The sequence below is a fragment of the Brevibacterium sp. CFH 10365 genome (genome assembly GCF_009299785.1).
GTDB classification, from domain to species: Bacteria; Actinomycetota; Actinomycetes; order Actinomycetales; family Brevibacteriaceae; genus Brevibacterium; species Brevibacterium limosum.
Genome location: NZ_VIGO01000004.1, coordinates 439,514 through 454,722, shown reverse-complemented (window position 1 = coordinate 454,722; position 15,209 = coordinate 439,514). Strand labels below are relative to the sequence as shown.

14 protein-coding genes are annotated in these 15,209 nt (G+C 67.5%); 8 read left to right on the top strand and 6 right to left on the bottom strand.

Going from position 1 to position 15,209, the window contains the following annotated elements:
- The first annotated feature begins 93 nt into the window (after positions 1 to 93).
- The gene (locus tag FHG09_RS10700; protein ID WP_193627358.1) at positions 94 to 1,122 is read left to right on the top strand and encodes a zinc-dependent alcohol dehydrogenase; all 1,029 of its coding nucleotides are present in this window, start codon (positions 94 to 96) and stop codon (positions 1,120 to 1,122) included.
- An 18-nt stretch (positions 1,123 to 1,140) separates the two neighbouring features.
- Here the strand turns inward: FHG09_RS10700 and FHG09_RS10695 are convergent, their stop codons facing one another.
- Both FHG09_RS10695 and FHG09_RS10690 read right to left on the bottom strand, forming a co-directional pair.
- On the bottom strand, positions 1,141 to 2,598 hold the full coding sequence (locus FHG09_RS10695; protein ID WP_152347622.1) for an NAD-dependent succinate-semialdehyde dehydrogenase: 1,458 nt from the start codon (positions 2,596 to 2,598) through the stop codon (positions 1,141 to 1,143).
- Between the two features lie 162 nt (positions 2,599 to 2,760).
- Positions 2,761 to 3,486, bottom strand: a complete 726-nt coding sequence (locus FHG09_RS10690) for a MerR family transcriptional regulator (RefSeq protein WP_152347621.1) — start codon at positions 3,484 to 3,486, stop codon at positions 2,761 to 2,763.
- Between the two features lie 135 nt (positions 3,487 to 3,621).
- Between FHG09_RS10690 and FHG09_RS10685 the strand changes: the two genes are divergently transcribed.
- Positions 3,622 to 4,176, top strand: coding sequence for a DUF2306 domain-containing protein (locus FHG09_RS10685; protein ID WP_152347620.1), 555 nt, complete (start codon positions 3,622 to 3,624; stop codon positions 4,174 to 4,176).
- 18 nt (positions 4,177 to 4,194) lie between these two features.
- On the opposite strand, the gene FHG09_RS10680 is transcribed toward FHG09_RS10685, so the two are convergent.
- The gene (locus FHG09_RS10680) at positions 4,195 to 4,521 is read right to left on the bottom strand and encodes a GNAT family N-acetyltransferase (protein WP_152347619.1); all 327 of its coding nucleotides are present in this window, start codon (positions 4,519 to 4,521) and stop codon (positions 4,195 to 4,197) included.
- Between the two features lie 139 nt (positions 4,522 to 4,660).
- Between FHG09_RS10680 and FHG09_RS10675 the strand changes: the two genes are divergently transcribed.
- Positions 4,661 to 5,248: a GNAT family N-acetyltransferase gene (locus tag FHG09_RS10675; RefSeq protein WP_152347618.1), complete on the top strand. Its 588-nt coding sequence runs from the start codon at positions 4,661 to 4,663 to the stop codon at positions 5,246 to 5,248.
- Positions 5,249 to 5,387: 139 nt separating this feature from the next.
- Here the strand turns inward: FHG09_RS10675 and FHG09_RS10670 are convergent, their stop codons facing one another.
- Together FHG09_RS10670 and FHG09_RS10665 are read right to left on the bottom strand one after the other, a co-directional pair.
- Positions 5,388 to 6,806, bottom strand: a complete 1,419-nt coding sequence (locus FHG09_RS10670; RefSeq protein ID WP_152347617.1) for an SLC13 family permease — start codon at positions 6,804 to 6,806, stop codon at positions 5,388 to 5,390.
- A 308-nt stretch (positions 6,807 to 7,114) separates the two neighbouring features.
- Positions 7,115 to 8,212, bottom strand: a complete 1,098-nt coding sequence (locus FHG09_RS10665; RefSeq protein WP_152347616.1) for a YeiH family protein — start codon at positions 8,210 to 8,212, stop codon at positions 7,115 to 7,117.
- 86 nt (positions 8,213 to 8,298) lie between these two features.
- Here FHG09_RS10665 and FHG09_RS10660 point away from each other — a divergent pair, with 86 nt between their 5' ends.
- From FHG09_RS10660 to FHG09_RS10640, 5 genes are all read left to right on the top strand, one after another.
- Complete coding sequence (locus tag FHG09_RS10660; RefSeq protein WP_152347615.1) at positions 8,299 to 9,216, top strand: LysR family transcriptional regulator; 918 nt, start codon at positions 8,299 to 8,301, stop codon at positions 9,214 to 9,216.
- A 99-nt stretch (positions 9,217 to 9,315) separates the two neighbouring features.
- Positions 9,316 to 10,545, top strand: a complete 1,230-nt coding sequence (locus tag FHG09_RS10655; RefSeq protein ID WP_152347614.1) for a trans-sulfuration enzyme family protein — start codon at positions 9,316 to 9,318, stop codon at positions 10,543 to 10,545.
- Complete coding sequence (locus tag FHG09_RS10650) at positions 10,545 to 11,117, top strand: GNAT family N-acetyltransferase (protein WP_152347613.1); 573 nt, start codon at positions 10,545 to 10,547, stop codon at positions 11,115 to 11,117. The genes FHG09_RS10655 and FHG09_RS10650 overlap by 1 nt, the downstream gene beginning before the upstream one ends.
- Before the next feature lie 184 nt (positions 11,118 to 11,301).
- Positions 11,302 to 12,063, top strand: a complete 762-nt coding sequence (locus FHG09_RS10645; protein WP_152347612.1) for an enoyl-CoA hydratase — start codon at positions 11,302 to 11,304, stop codon at positions 12,061 to 12,063.
- Between the two features lie 186 nt (positions 12,064 to 12,249).
- Positions 12,250 to 13,881, top strand: coding sequence for a long-chain-fatty-acid--CoA ligase (locus FHG09_RS10640; protein WP_152347611.1), 1,632 nt, complete (start codon positions 12,250 to 12,252; stop codon positions 13,879 to 13,881).
- An 18-nt stretch (positions 13,882 to 13,899) separates the two neighbouring features.
- Here FHG09_RS10640 and chrA read toward each other — a convergent pair whose 3' ends face one another.
- Positions 13,900 to 15,174, bottom strand: a complete 1,275-nt coding sequence (gene chrA, locus FHG09_RS10635; RefSeq protein WP_152347610.1) for a chromate efflux transporter — start codon at positions 15,172 to 15,174, stop codon at positions 13,900 to 13,902.
- Positions 15,175 to 15,209: the final 35 nt, after the last annotated feature.

Here is a 15,209-nt window from a genome sequence, read left to right as displayed (position 1 = left end):
ACCTCTGGGCCGCACGCCCAAGCGATGCCTGCCGCGATGACTCCGGCACCGACGGCACCGACGCAGGCGACCGCTCCGTCGTCGCCTGGGTCGATGGATACGTCATCGAACGGCTCGAACGGCTCGAACGGCTCGATCCGGTCGGCCGAGATCACCGCGGTCGGTCGCGTCGAGGTCCTCACCCGTCCGGGCCCGCAGGGCCGGCCCGCGGCCGGACACGTGCGGGTCCGGATGCTCGCCGTGGGAATCTGCGGCACCGACCTCAGCCTGGCCTCCGGGTCGCGGACGCCTCCCGAGCTGCCGTGGCGGCTCGGCCACGAAGGTGTCGGTGAGATCACCGAGGTGGGGCCCGGCGTCGAGGAGTGGATGATCGGTGACAGGGTCGCGCTCGAACCGAACATCACCTGTGGGCAGTGCGAGTACTGCCGCCGAGGCGTGACCTCGGCATGTGCGTCCCGGCTGAGCGCCGGAGTGCTCACCCAGCCGGGGTTCCTCGCCGAGGTGGTCGACCATCCCAGCGGATTCTGCCACCGCCTGCCGGCCGGGATACCCGTGGAGCGCGCCGTGTGCGCAGAACCGCTGACCGTGGCGGCCGCGGCGATCCGCCGCACCGGACTGCAGGGAGGGGAAGACGTCCTCGTCATCGGCGCCGGAGCCCAAGGCCTGTTGGCAACACTCGTCCTCGTCGACCGTGGCTATCGCCCCTGGGTGCGAGAACCGGACGAGGCGCGGCTGCGGGTGGCGATCGAACTCGGGGCGCAGGCTTTCGACCTCGGCACCAGCCCGGCACCTCAGGTCGTCATCGATGCGGCCGGAGTCCCGGAGGGACTCGCCGCCGTCGTCGACCGACTTGCTCCGTTCGCAAAGGTCACGATCGTCGGAGAGGATCAGGACCACCTCGGCGCGTCGAGCTTCGACATCGTCCAGCGGCAGCTGAGCATTCGGGGCTCATTCATCTATGAGCACCCGGAGGACATGGCGACCGCGGTCGCGATGCTCGAGAAGCTGCCGACCGAGGCGATCGTCGGGCCGGGACTCGCTCTCGACGAAGTTTCCGAGCTCCTCGGTGCCCATTCCGGTCGTCGACCCGGCGTCAAGCAGTGGGTGGACCTGCGCGGCTGACCGGACTCCGATCTCGTGTCAGCTGCGGGGCAGGGCCACGTACTTGACCTCGAGGAACTCATCGATGCCCACGCGGCCGCCCTCGCGGCCGAGGCCGGACATCTTCACTCCGCCGAACGGCGCCGCCGGGTTCGAGACCAGGCCGGTGTTAAGCCCGACCATTCCGACTTCCATCTTGTCGGCGAGTCCGAGGGCGCGTTCGACGTTCTCGCTGTACAGGTAGCCGACGAGGCCGAACTCGGTCTCATTGGCCAAGGCGATGCCCTGTTCGTCGGTGTCGAAGGTGACGATCGGAGCCACGGGGCCGAAGATCTCCGTCGTCCGGATCTCGGCGTCATCGGGAATGTCGGTCATCACTGTCGGGGTGTAGAAGAAGCCGTCGCCGTCGATCCTGGTCCCTCCGGTGAGGACCTTCGCTCCCTTGGCCACGGCCTCATCGACGAGGCCGGCGACCTTGTCGAGGGTGTCCTGGTCGACGAGCGGACCCATCTCGGTTCCTTCGTCGAGGCCGTTGCCGACCTTCATCGCACCGATGCGTTCGGCCAGCCTCGAGGAGAACTCCTCGGCCAGAGAGGAATGGACGAACATGCGGTTCGCCGCGGTGCAGGCCTCACCGCCGTTGCGCATCTTCGCGACCACCGCGCCTTCGACGGCCTTGTCGACGTCGGCGTCGGCGAAGACGACGAACGGCGCGTTGCCGCCGAGCTCCATCGAGGTCTTCATGACGCTGTCGGCGGCCTGCTTGATCAGCCCCACCCCGACCTCGGTGGACCCGGTGAATGTGACCTTGCGGGCGATGCCGGACTCCATCCAGGGAGTGACGACGCGGCGCGCGGAGTCGGAGGTGACGAGGTTGAGCACGCCGGCGGGCAGGCCGGCTTCGACGAGGACGTCGACGAGCATGAGCGAGGTCAGCGGGGTCAGCTTCGCAGGCTTGAATACCATCGTGCAGCCGGCGGCGACGGCGGGTCCGATCTTGCGGGCGCCCATGGCCAGCGGGAAGTTCCACGGAGTGATGAGAATGCAGGGTCCGACGGGCTCGCGCGAGATGAGCATGCGGTTCTTGCCGTCCGGTGACTGCGAGTAGTCACCCTCGATGCGCACAGCCTCTTCGGAGAACCAGCGGAAGAACTCGGCGCCGTAGGTGACCTCGCCCTTGGACTCGGCGAACGGCTTGCCCATCTCGGCGGTCATCACCGCGGCGATGTCGTCGGCGCGGTCGTGCAGCAGTTCGAAGGTCCGGCGCAGGATCTCGGAGCGCTCGCGCGGCGAGGTGGCCGCCCAGTCTGCCTGTGTGTCACCGGCGACCGTGATGGCCTCTTCGGCATCGGCGGCGGAGCCGTCGGCCACGGTGGTGATGATCTCGCCGGTTGCGGGATTGCGGACGTCGATGGTCTTGCCGCTCTCGGCCTCGCGCCACCGGCCGTTGATGAACAGGCCGGTGCCCAGTTTGTCGATGATAGGGGTGATGTCCACGACGCGTCCTCCTTGAGTGTCGTCGGTGCAGAACCGCGTGGTCGGCGTGAGAACGTCCCCGCCGGAGCATCGGAACGCGGCCGCTTCCAGTCTAGTGCTCTTCGGGCCGATGCGTCTGGGGGATTTCGCTGCCGGCCCCAGTCAGGCGGGGGATTCGTCGGGTCAATCGGCTGCGGAGCCACCGTCGGCCGCAGCCGAAGCGCGGGCGATCATCGACAGTGAAGCGTGGGTGAGTGCACTGACGGCGATGAGCTGGCGGTTGTGCATCGTGATGCCGCGGATCACTCGGAGGCAGACTTCGTCGCGACTGAGCTCGGTGCCGATCGGTCGGATGTGGTCTTCGGCCGTTGAGGCGATGGCTCGGCACTGATCGACGACCGAATCGGCGCTGACGGAGTAACCGGCGGCATCGACCATCTCGAGGGTTCGAGCCACGGCTGTCCGAGCGGCGGACTCTTGATCCGGCCAGCCCAGCCGGTCGAGAGCCTCGGTCACGATCCCATCGAAGCGGTCCGAAGGAGACCGTGTCGCGGCGGCGGGGCTGGTGCCCGATCTCAGTGTGAACGGAGGTGACCCCGATGCTCGGAGCGCCGAGGCGGGAAGCCCGGAGTTCCCGCGCAGGGCGAACTCCTGGCAGATCCCCATCAGCTCGATCGTCGGCAACGACGCGTCACCGATCGCTCGGGTGAGTTCGGCGATTCCGGAGATCGGTGTATTCAGCTCGTCGCGGAGCCAGCGGATGAGCTCGAGTCGGTGGAGATGAGCATCGTCATAGACCGCCGTGGTCGCATTCTTCTTCCGGCCGGGGCGGAGGAGCCCCTCATGGATGTAGAACTTGATGCTCGCGGTCGAGACTCCCGATGCGGCGGCCAGGGCACCGAGCTTCATCGCTGGTCCAGTCGTGTCGATCTCATCCCAAGTCCTGTCTCATCGGCAGCCTCACTCTGCGGGCGGGATCAGATAGCGGAAGCGGCTCATGCTATCTACGTTGCCGCAGTTGGTTAGTGAAACTATCTTAATGTCATGTCCTCACTCTTCATCGCCATCCATGCCATTGCCGCCACGGGTGTCGTCCTGCTGGGACCCATCCAGATCATCCGCCGCACCAAGGACCGCAGACACCGTTTCATCGGGCGGTCCTGGGTCATTCTCATGTACTTCGTGTGCACCAGCGGAATGTTCATCTACTCACTCACCGGTTCCTTCACGATCTTCCACGCCTTGGCGATCTGGACCTTCATCTCCACCACGCTCGGCGTCATCGCCATTCGCCGTGGCAACGTCCGACGACACATCGGAATGATGGTCGGCTCCTATCTGGGCGCACTGATCGCCGGCGTCTTCGCCGCGGTCGTTCCCGGTCGTGAGATCCCGCGGCTGGCCGTGAGCGACCCCGGGCTGCTGTGGTCGCTCGTGGCCGTGATCATCGTGGCTGTCACCGCTTGGGCGATCGTCGTCCTGCGCTTCGTCTCCGGGCACGACCGGGAGACATCCGCAGCGCAGACGCGAGAAGGCACCGGCGGCGAACCGCTGACGCCCTCGAGCCTGAGCAACGCTGCCCCAGTCACCGCGAAGTGACGCGACCGGGTCGGGGCCTCAGGCGACGAACTTGCCGAACTCGTCGTTCTTGTGCAGGAAATTCTGCACATAGGAGCACGTGGTGCGGAACTTCAGCCCCTCCTCGGCGCTGGTCTCCAGCGCGTAGCGCACCAGCTCGGCCGCCAGACCGCGACCGCCCCACTCGGGGGACACCTCGGTGTGGGTGAAGATGCGCACCGTGCCTTCGGCGGTGTCATCGGCACCGGCCTCACGGTCGATGTAGTCGGCCAGACCGATGACCTTGCCCTCGTGGGAGACGGTGAAGCGTTTGGCCGCAGCATCCTCGGCGATGGCGAAGGTCTCTCCCGAGATGTCGATGTCCATGGTCATTCCTCCCGAATGTCCGTGCCGGCGGCACTGCGCGATGGTCGCTGTCCTGACAGTTGACACTATAGTTCTGGGGCGAGCGGAACGACTAGCCTGGTCAGTGAGCCGCACTGAAAGTCGTGAAGGAGTCCCATCTATGTCCGCACATCCCTCGGTCACCGTGGTCGATGCGCACCGCCAGAAGCTGCGCGAAGCCGGGTTCGAGGTCGCCGAACTCACCGCCGCTGACATCGCCGACTACGTCGAGCTCGTCTCCTCGGCCTACCGCGGTGAGGGGTCGAAGCAGGGGTGGACCACCGAGGCGGACCTCCTCGGCGGGCAGCGGCTCGATGCGCCCATGGCCGAGGAGATGCTCGCCGAGGCGGACTCACAGATCCTGCTCGCCCGTGGTGAGCAGGGCCGCGCCGTGGCCAGCATCTACGTGCGCGAACCCGAAGACGGAGCGGCCTACCTCGGGGTGCTCGCCGTCTCGCCGGTGGGGCAGGGGAAGGGCGTGGGGTCCTCGCTCATCAGCCTCGCCGAGGCGTGGGTGGCCGAACGCTGGGGCGCGACGTCGATGCGGATGAGCGTGATCAACAAGCGTGACGAACTCATCGCCTACTACGAGCGCCGCGGGTACGAGCGCACCGGCGACGTCGAGCCCTTCCCCTACGGCGACGAACGCTTCGGAGTGCCGAAGGTCGACGACCTCGAGTTCGTGCTGCTGCGCAAACAACTGAGCTGAAGGAACGGGCGGCCCACAGACTCGGGGCACGCGCTGCCAAGCCAAGAATAGGTCAGCATCGGACACTTCGGTTGAAAGAAAGTATCCGATACTGACCACTAGTTTGGAGGAGAAGGGCGCTGGCCCGCTGGCGCGCCCCTCAGAAGACCATCGCGGGCACGACCAGGCCGCCGACGAGGGCGACCGGGCCGATGACGACCATCGACATGCCGAACTTCACGAGGATGCGGGTCAGGCGCGGCTTGTCCTCGACAGGGGCGGTCGCGACGACCGTGGCGCCCAGCGTCGAGAACGGTGAGACGTCGACGACGGCCGAGCACACGCCCAGTGCCGCGATGAGTGCCCACCCGGGCACCCCACCTGCGGCGATGAGGGGCAGCGCCAGCGGCACGAGCGCGGCCAGGATGCCGGTGGTCGAGGCGAATGCAGAGACCAGACCGCCGACGATGCAGAGGACGAACGCGGCGATGAGCGGCGAACCGATCGCCTCGGCGCCCTCGCCGAGCAGGTCGACGGCGCCCATGTTCTGCAGCACGCCGACGAAGGTGATGATGCCGCCGACGAGCAGCACGGTCGGCCAGTCGATCTTCGGGATCGCGGCCTTGCCCGTCTTCGGGTCGACGAGCGAGAGGATCGCGCCGAACATGAAGCACAGCAGACCGATGTCCGGTTCCTGGCCGAGGGCCGCGAGGACGACCACGGTGCCGATGAGGCCGACCATGAAGATCACGGTGAGGATCTGCGCGAAGGTGAAGGGCGAGGACTCGACCGTCTCAGAGCTGGAGGAGGAGTCGAAGAGCGCTTCATCCTCGTCGTCCTCACCGAAGGCGACACTCGACGCCGAGGCGGAACCGCGCGAGATCGTCGACTGCGCGCTTCCGGTGCGGGCCCCGGCCGAAGCGTTCCCGGAATGTGCCCCGCCCCCGGCCTCAGCATGCGCAGCGGCCGCCACCGTGGTCTTCGAGAACAGTGACCGCCCGTACATGAAGTAGGCGACGGCGAGCATGACGAGGTAGACGGCCACGGCGATGCCGAAGAGCAGGAACGGTGACAGATCGATTCCGGCATCATGCGCGGTCGAATAGGTGACGATTCCGTAGAGGCTGGTCGGGGCGAATCCGCCGGCGCCGATGGCGAAGCAGATCGCCAGGCCCATGAGCGCATAGTCGACCCCGTACTTGCGCGCGACCTGCATGCCCACCGGCATCATCACCAGGCCGGCCAGCGGGGCGCCCATGGCTGCGATCCCGCCGGTGATGAGGAAGAACACGACCGGCAGCAGCACCGCCGAGGATCCGACGCGTTCGAGGGCCCAGTCGATGATCTTGTCGACGGTCCCGTTCTCCTGCGCGATCGCGAAGAAGTAGGTCACTCCCGCCAGCAGGATCATGATGCTCAGCGGAAACTCGGCGATGATGTCCTCGACCGCCATATCGGTGAATAGGAGCCCGGTTCCGGCCGCGCCGACGAGCATGAGCACGCCGATCTGCACACCGCGGACAGCACCGACCGCGAAGAGAGCGATGAATATGAGCAGAGCAATGATCTGAGTGAGCATGATGTCCTTGCGAAGGCTGAAGCGACACTGAGCATCGCTGGCTGATTCGCTGAGAGACACTACCAGTGTTACCGGCAGGTACAGGTGAGGCGTGCCCGATCCGTCGGAAAGTCCCGACAGACGGAAAACCCTCGCCGAGGCGGCCACCGGGAATCCGCGGTCCCGCTCGGTGGCGATGACGTGAGAACGGGCCGTCGGTTGGCGCCGACGGCCCGCAGGGAGAGGGCGGCCTCAGGACTACCTGACGGCGGCTCAACAACCTTGCGCCAGGTTGCTGAGCCGCCGTCAGGTAGTAATTGGGGGCGGCCTCAGGTGAGCAGAACGGCTCCGCCGAGAGCGATGAGGGCGACGATGATCGTGACCAGTGTGGCCAGTGCGATCGGTCGGGCACCGAGGTTCTTCAGCGACCGCCACTGCACTCCGCGGCCGAGGGCGAACATCGCCATCGCCAGGCACACGGTCTGGATCCAGCTGAGTCCGGTGACCGCGAACTCCGGCAGCAGACCGAAGGTGCGCAGGGCCGCCATGACGAGGAAGCCGACGACGAAGAGAGGCACGATCGGCGGGCGCTTGCCCTGAGCCGGAGCCGCCTTCGTCGTCGTCGACACCGACCCCGCGGACGAGGCACCCGAGCCCGCCTCTGCGGAGGTCTCAGCGGATCCGTCGGCCGTCTCGGTGGTGGAGTTCGCCGGTGCCCTGTTCTCGGCGCGGCGCACGGCATAGCTGAACACGGCGACGGTGGGAGCGAGCATGATGACGCGGGCGAGCTTGACGAGGACGGCGATCTCGAGGGCGGCGGGTCCGATGATTCCGCCGATCGCCACGACCTGAGCGACCTCATGGGTGGCGGCCCCGCCCCACATTCCGGCGGTCTCCGGGGACAGGCCCATAGCGGTCGAGAGGCCGGGGACGATCGCGATCATCAGGGTGCCGAAGAGGACGACGAGGCCGATCGCTGCCGCCACATCCTCCTTCTTCGACTTCAGAGTCGACTCGACGCCGGCGACGGCGGCAGCACCGCAGATGCCGAATCCGCTGCCGATGAGCACGGCCAGGGGTCGGTCGACCTTGAGCGGTTTGGCCAAGGCGATGGCCGAGAGGATGCCGGCGGCGACGATGACGGCGGCGAGGACGAGGACGAGCCAGCCGAGGTCGAGGATGTCGCCGAGCACGACCTGCGCGCCGAGGGCGACGATGCCCAGGCGCAGCAGCGGCTTCGCCGCGAAGTTGAGTCCGGGCATGAACGTCTCGGGGAGGTCGGGCACGAGATTGCCCAGGAGGATGCCGAGCACGATCGCCACGAGCAGCGGCGAGAGCACGGGCAGGAGCATGGAGATCGGCCACGCGACGGCCGTGGCCGCAGCGGCGACGGCGAGTCCGGGCAGAAGGGACGTGAAGCGGTTCATGGCTTCAGTCTGTCAACGCCCGGTCAGTCGCAGTAGACGGTGATTCCGACGCAACCCATATGGATCTGATATGTCATGATGAGCATATGCACGATCTCGGGAATATGAAGAACTGGCCCGAGCTCCAGGCGCTGGGGCTGCTGGTGGCCCTCAGCGGCAACGCCAGATCGATCGGTCAGGCCGCGGCGAAACTCGACCTCGCCCAGCCGAATGCCTCCCGCAGCCTGCGCAACCTCGAACGCGACCTCAAGGTGCCGCTGCTGCGGCGCTCGCCGCGGGGAACCGAACTCACCGTCGAAGGCCGCGCCGTCGCCGAATGGGCGTCGACGGTCATCGAAGCCTATGACACCCTCTACACCGGGGCCCGCGCCATCCAGGACGCCCGAGCCGGAACAGTCAAGGTCAGCGCCTCGCTGACGGTCGCCGAGTACCTCATGCCCCGCCACCTCACGACCTTCCGCGCCGCGCACCCGAAGATCGACATCGGACTGTCCGTGGAGAACTCCGCGACCGTCATCGACCGGGTGCGCCGGCAGACCTGCGACCTCGGCCTCATCGAAACCGTGTCCCTGCCCCAGGATCTCAACGCCGAGGTGGTCGGCCGTGACCGACTCATGATCGCCTGCGCCCCGGACTTCGCCCACGCCTGGACGAAGCCGATCACCGCGGAGGAGCTGGCGCAGGTGCCCCTGCTGGTGCGCGAGATCGGATCGGGCACCAGGGAGGCCATCGACGCGGCACTCGCCGAAGCCGACGGGGTGCGCGTGGCGGGGGAGTACGGCTCGAACTCCGCCCTGCGCATCGCCGCGGCCACAGCCGTCGCACCCGCAGTGCTCTCCGAGCTCGCGCTGCGCGACGACTTCCGGGCCGGACGTCTGGTGCCGCTGCCGGTCGCCGACGATGTCGATCTCACCCGCGAACTCCACGCCGTGTGGGCGAAGATCCGACGGCAGTCACCCGGGGCACGTCTGCTGCTCGACCATATGGTCGCCAGCCTGGGGTAGGGGACTCGCAGCAGGCTGAGGGCGGCGTGGGGCAGAGGGCCCGGAGGGCGGCCCCGGACGGCTCAGCATAAGCGGCGGCCGTACCCTTATATTGGGCACATGACACAGCCTGAGCCTGCCTCCTCACCCGTCACTCGCTCCGAGTTCGCTCCGGACACCATCGTCGTCGAAACCGGACGCCCGCAGCGCACCGACGGTGCCGCGGTGAATCCGCCGATCGATCTGTCCTCGACCTTCGTGAGCACGGGCGACATCTCCGCGTCCCCCTATGCCTACGCCCGCTTCGACACTCCCGCGTGGACGCCGTTCGAAGAAGCGCTCGGTCAGCTGGAGCACTCGGCACTGCCCGGGCTGGTCTTCGGCTCGGGTCTCGCGGCGATCTCGGCCGTCGTCAGCCTCGTTCCCGCCGGAGGCACACTGATCATCCCGACCCACAGCTACCAGGGTGCGCTCGCCTCCGCGGAGCAGATCGCGAAGCGCCAGAACTTCGACCTCGTCACCGTCGACATCGCCGACACCGAGGCGGTCATCGCCGCCCTCGACGACGCGGGGCACGCGACACCGGGCCAGGTGGCAGCGGATGGGAGGGCCGCCTCGGCGAGAGCGGACGGAGCCGGATCCCCGGGCATGCTGTGGATCGAGTCGCCGACGAACCCGATGCTCGAGGTCGCCGACGTTCCCGCGCTGACCGCGGCCGCAGGGGACCGCGGTTTCCTCGTCTGCGTCGACAACACCTTCGCCACCCCGCTGCTGCAGACTCCGCTCGACCTGGGCGCCGACATCGTCGTGCACTCGGTGACGAAATACCTGGCAGGCCACTCCGACGTCGTCCTCGGCGCAGTCGTGACCGGCAGCACCGCACTGCGGCAGGACCTGCACGCGGAACGGTCGATGCGCGGCGGCATCGCCGGACCCTTCGAGGTCTGGCTGGCCCTGCGCGGACTGCGCACCCTGGCGGTGCGCCTCGACCGTGCGCAGACCAACGCCCAAGCCATCGCCGAGCGCCTGGCCGTCCACCCCGCCGTCGTCGAAACCCGCTACCCGGGCCTGCCGAACGACCCAGGCCACGCCCGCGCCGCTGCGCAGATGAACGGTTTCGGGGCGATCATCTCCTTCACCGTCGAATCCGCGGACAGGGCCACCGCCATCGCCGAGGCGGTCCGACTGTGGACACCGGCAACGTCCCTGGGCGGGGTGGAATCCCTCATCGAGCGTCGTCGCCGGCATCCGTCGGAACCCGCGACCGTGCCCGAGGGACTCATCCGCCTGAGCGTGGGCATCGAGAACCTCGACGACCTGTGGGACGACCTCGAGGCGGCCCTGGCCTGATGGGGCACACGCCCGACTATGTGCTCGACCGGCCCGGCGTGGGCGACCTCGACCAGTTCTTCGCCATCGACTCCGACCCGCGGGTCTGGACACACCTGCCCAGCGGACGGTTGACAGAGGCGGAAGAGGCCGAGGCGGTCCTCGTCAAGCTGGTCTCGCAGTGGGAGCTCGACGGAATCGGGCCGTGGATGGTCAGGAGGGCTGCCGGAGGGGAGATCGTGGGCCACTGCGGATGTTCGCTGCGCGGCGTGCCCGGACCCGGTGCCTCCCGCCGCACACCCGGAGCGTTCTGGAACCTCGGCTACCGCTTCCGCCCCGAAGCGCAGGGACACGGATTGGCGACCGCGGTGTCGCGGGATGCGATCGCAGCCGCCACGGACATCGATCCCGAGCTGCCGGTCGTGGCGTATCTGCTCGAGCACAACACCGCCTCGGCGGTGGTCGCCCGCAAGCTCGGGCTCGAACTCGTCCGTCGGGTGCCCGACGCCGGCAATCCCGACCCGGCTGCCGTTCGACTGGTCTTCGCCGACCGGGACCTCACCGCCGCTCAGCTCGACGCCACCGTGGTCTGAGGCAGACGAATCCGTTCGGCACCGTGGCCTCAGGCAGACGAATCCGTTCGACGGTCGGTCTGTGACGCAGATCAACTTAACGTACGTTAAAGTGGCGGTAGAAGCTTCCGAACGCCGACTCGGCGGACGGGGGCCGACGCCCTACCATCCAATCGGATCAGCGGATTCGTACGAAGGAGTCGCATTGTCCACCAGTGTTCTCACCGAAGTCAGCGGTGGTGTCACGACTGTGACCATCAACCGTCCGGAGAGCCTCAACGCACTCGACGAGGAAACGTTCCAGACCATCGGCAGAGCCGTCACCGAGGCGGCCGCGAACTCCCGTGCGCTCATCCTCACCGGCAGCGAACGGGCCTTCAGCTCCGGTGCGGATCTGCAGGGAGGAGTCGAGAGGCGCGAGGGCATCGACCTCGCCGGTGCAAACGCGATCATCGCGTCGATCCTCGACCTGTCCATTCCCACGATCGCAGCGGTCTCCGGACCGGCGGCCGGAATCGGATGCTCCCTCGCCCTGGCCTGCGACTACCTGGTGATGAGCGAGAAGTCCTATCTCATGCTGCCCTTCACCAAGATCGGTCTCATGCCCGACGGCGGTTCGACCGCCTTGGTCGCCGCCTCGGCCGGGCGCCACCGGGCTCTGCGCCTGGCGCTGACGGGAGAGAAGCTGCAGGCCGCCGATGCTCTCGACTGGGGGCTGGCCAGCGAAGTCGTCCCCGCCGGAAGCCACCTCTCACGTGCCGAAGAGGTCGCCGCGGTCTTCGCGCAGGGCCCCACCCGGGCCCTGACCGCCTCGAAGCGAGCGATCAACCGGGCCAGCCTGGCCGAACTCGACTCGTCGTTCGGTCGCGAAGTCGAAGGGCAGGACACTCTGCGCGCGAGCAAGGACTTCTCAGAAGGAGTCGCCGCATTTCTCGACAAACGCGCTCCGACGTTCACCGGGGAGTGATGCTCGGGCTAGTTCGGAGGAATCGGTTCATAACTGTTTGACCACGAATCGACACATCCGCATCCGTGCCGCTGTCGGTACTGATGTGATGGTGACGACCGCCCACCACGAAACAGGCGATCACGACACTTCCCTCGCCGCGGCCACAGCGTCGCGGCGGGACCGGAGCACGAACGAAGGAGTCTCATGCTGACAGGAATCCCGTCCACCCTGGGCGACAGCTATCAGCTCAATACCACCAGCCTCATCCGCCATGCAGCCACCGTCTTCGGTGATGCCGAGGTCGTCTACCGCCGTTCGGACGGTTCCTGGGGCCGGTCGAACTACGCCGACGAGTTCAAACGCATGGCTCAGCTCGCGCAGGGTCTCGCCGACCTCGGCGTCGGCGCGGGCTCCATGGTCGGCGTCCTCGACTGGAACTCCCGCCGCCACCTCGAGCTCTACTTCGCCGTCCCCGGTGTGGCCGCCACCATGCTCCAGCTCAACCTGCGCCTGGCTCCCGAAGACCTCGCCTACGTCGTCAGCCATTCGAAGTCCGATTGGATCTTCGTCGACGAATCGCTTCTGTCCGTCGCCGAATCGCTGGCCCCGAAGCTCGACGTCAAGGGCTGGGTCGTCATGACCGACAGACCGATCGCCGAGATCGAGACGAGCCTGGACAACGTCATCTCCTACGAAGATCTCATCGCCGACAAGTCCGAGACCTTCGACTGGCCGGTCGTCGACGAGAAGACCGCCGCCTACGCCGGATACACCACCGGCACCACCGGCCGTCCCAAGGGCGTGTACTACTCGCACCGCTCGATCTACCTGCACACCATGGGCGGTCTTGCCGCACTGCACGCGAGCTTCGACGACTGCGTCATGCCCATCACCCCGATGTTCCATGTTCTGTCGTGGGGCTTCCCGCAGAACGCTGTGGCCGCCGGCGCCAAACTCGTCCTGCCGGGCAAGTTCGCCGCCGAGGAGTTCGGCGCCATCGCTCAGGCCTTCGTCGAGGAGAAGGTCACCCTGGCCAATGGCGCGCCCGCCATCTTCGGACCGATGCTGCAGATGATGAAGAAGATGCCGCAGGCTCCGGATCTCTCCGGCGTCCGGCTGGTGTCCGGATCCTCGGAACCGCCGCTGTCGATGATGCGCGGCTTCAAGGAACTCACCGGTGCCGACGTCATCCACGGCTACGGTGCCACCGAGACCACCCCGCTCGCGTCGACGAACTGGAAGATCCGTCCCGGTCTCGACCTCGATGATGAGGAGAAGTGGGATCTCAAGCGCTCGCAGGGTCTGCCGATCATCGGTGTCGAGATGAAGATCGTCGACCCCGAAGGCAATGAGCTGCCGCGTGATGGGAAGGCGATGGGCGAGCTGCTCATGCGCGGGCCCTGGATCACTGAGTCGTACTTCCAGCTGCCCGACAATGCCGATCGCTTCCTCGACGGCTGGTGGCGTTCGGGTGACGTCGCCACCATCGATGAGCACGGGTACCTCAAGATCACCGACCGTCTCAAGGACGTCATCAAGTCCGGCGGCGAGTGGATCTCGTCGATCGACATGGAGAACGCGATCCTCGACAATTCCGACGTCAGCGAGGCCGCCGTCATCGGCGTCCCCGACGAGAAATGGGATGAGCGCCCCGTCGCGTATGTCGTCGCCAACCCCGGCGCCGAGGTGACCAGGGACTCGATCGTCGAGACGCTGAGTTCTCGTTTCGCGAAGTGGCAGATGCCCGACGAGGTCAGGGTCGTCGAGGAGATGCCGCGCACCTCGGTGGGCAAACTCGACAAGAAGCTGCTGCGCAAGGACTGGGAAGAGTCCTGAGCGTCCGAGCCTTCAGGCTCACAGCAGCAGCCAGCCTGCCAGCCCGGCGCCGATCACCGTCGCCCACGCGGGGACCTTCCACATGGTCCCGGCGACGAAGGCGGCGACGGCCAGCGCCAGGGTCGCAGGCGAGGTGATCCCCTCGACGAACACGGGGTCATAGAGGGCGGCCCCCAACAGCCCGACGACGGCGGCATTGACTCCGGTCAGTGCCGCCGTCGCCGGTTCCCAGGCGCGCAGCCGTTCCCAGAACGGCAGAATCCCGATCACCAGCAGTCCGGCTGGAAGGAAGATCACCAGCAGAGCGATGCCGGCACCGAGGATGCCGCTGGGCCCCGTCGTCATCGACGCGCCGAGGAACGCCGCGAAGGTGAATAGGGGACCGGGGACGGCCTGAGCGGCTCCGTACCCGGCGAGGAACGTGTCGTGATCGACCAGCCCGGTGGGCACGAGTTCGGCCTCGAGCAGGGGCAGGACGACATGGCCGCCGCCGAAGACCAGGGCTCCGGCCCGATAGAAGATGTCGATGAGGCGGATGGTCGCGTCCCCGGTCGTCGCGGTGAGCGCGGGCAGTCCGAAGAGGAGCGCGGCGAAGGCGATGAGGGCACCGATGCCCAGCCGCCGCGCGCCTCGTGTGCCGAGCCGAGAGGCGGGGGCGTGAGACCCGACCGCGGCGGTCGCTGTGTCGGGGGCGGCCGCCTCGGCGAGGGGCTTCTGGTCGTTCGCACCTCGGTGGTCCCGTTTCAGCCAGACCAGGCCGAGCACTCCGCCGAGGACGATCGCGGCGATCTGGACGAGGGCCGTCGGCACGATCGAGTCCGGGACGACGAGCATGAGGATGAGGGCGGCCGCGGCGATGCTCGCCCGCCGGGCGTCCGGGGTCAGCGTTCGCGCCATCGACTGCACGGCCCCGGCGACGACGGCGACCGCGGCGGCCTTGAGCCCGAGCAGCCATCCGGCATCGCCGAGGTCGCCGAAGGCCGAGAGCCCGAGTGCGAAGAGAGTGAGCAGAATCGCCGACGGCAGGGTGAAGCTCACCCACGCCGCCGCCAGCCCCGGCAGGCCTGCACGGCGCAGACCGAGACCCATCCCGACCTGACTCGACGCGGGGCCGGGCAGCATCTGGCACAGGGCCACGAGGTCGGCATATTCGCGGTCGTCCAACCACGAGCGGCGGTCGACGAAGGTCTCGCGGAAATATCCGAGGTGGGCGACGGGGCCGCCGAACGAGGTCAGGCCCAGGCGCAGGAACGATCCGGCCACCTCGGCGGTGCGGGCGAGTGCAGCGGTCATCGCATCAGTGAACACGGGTCAGATGACGCCGCGGT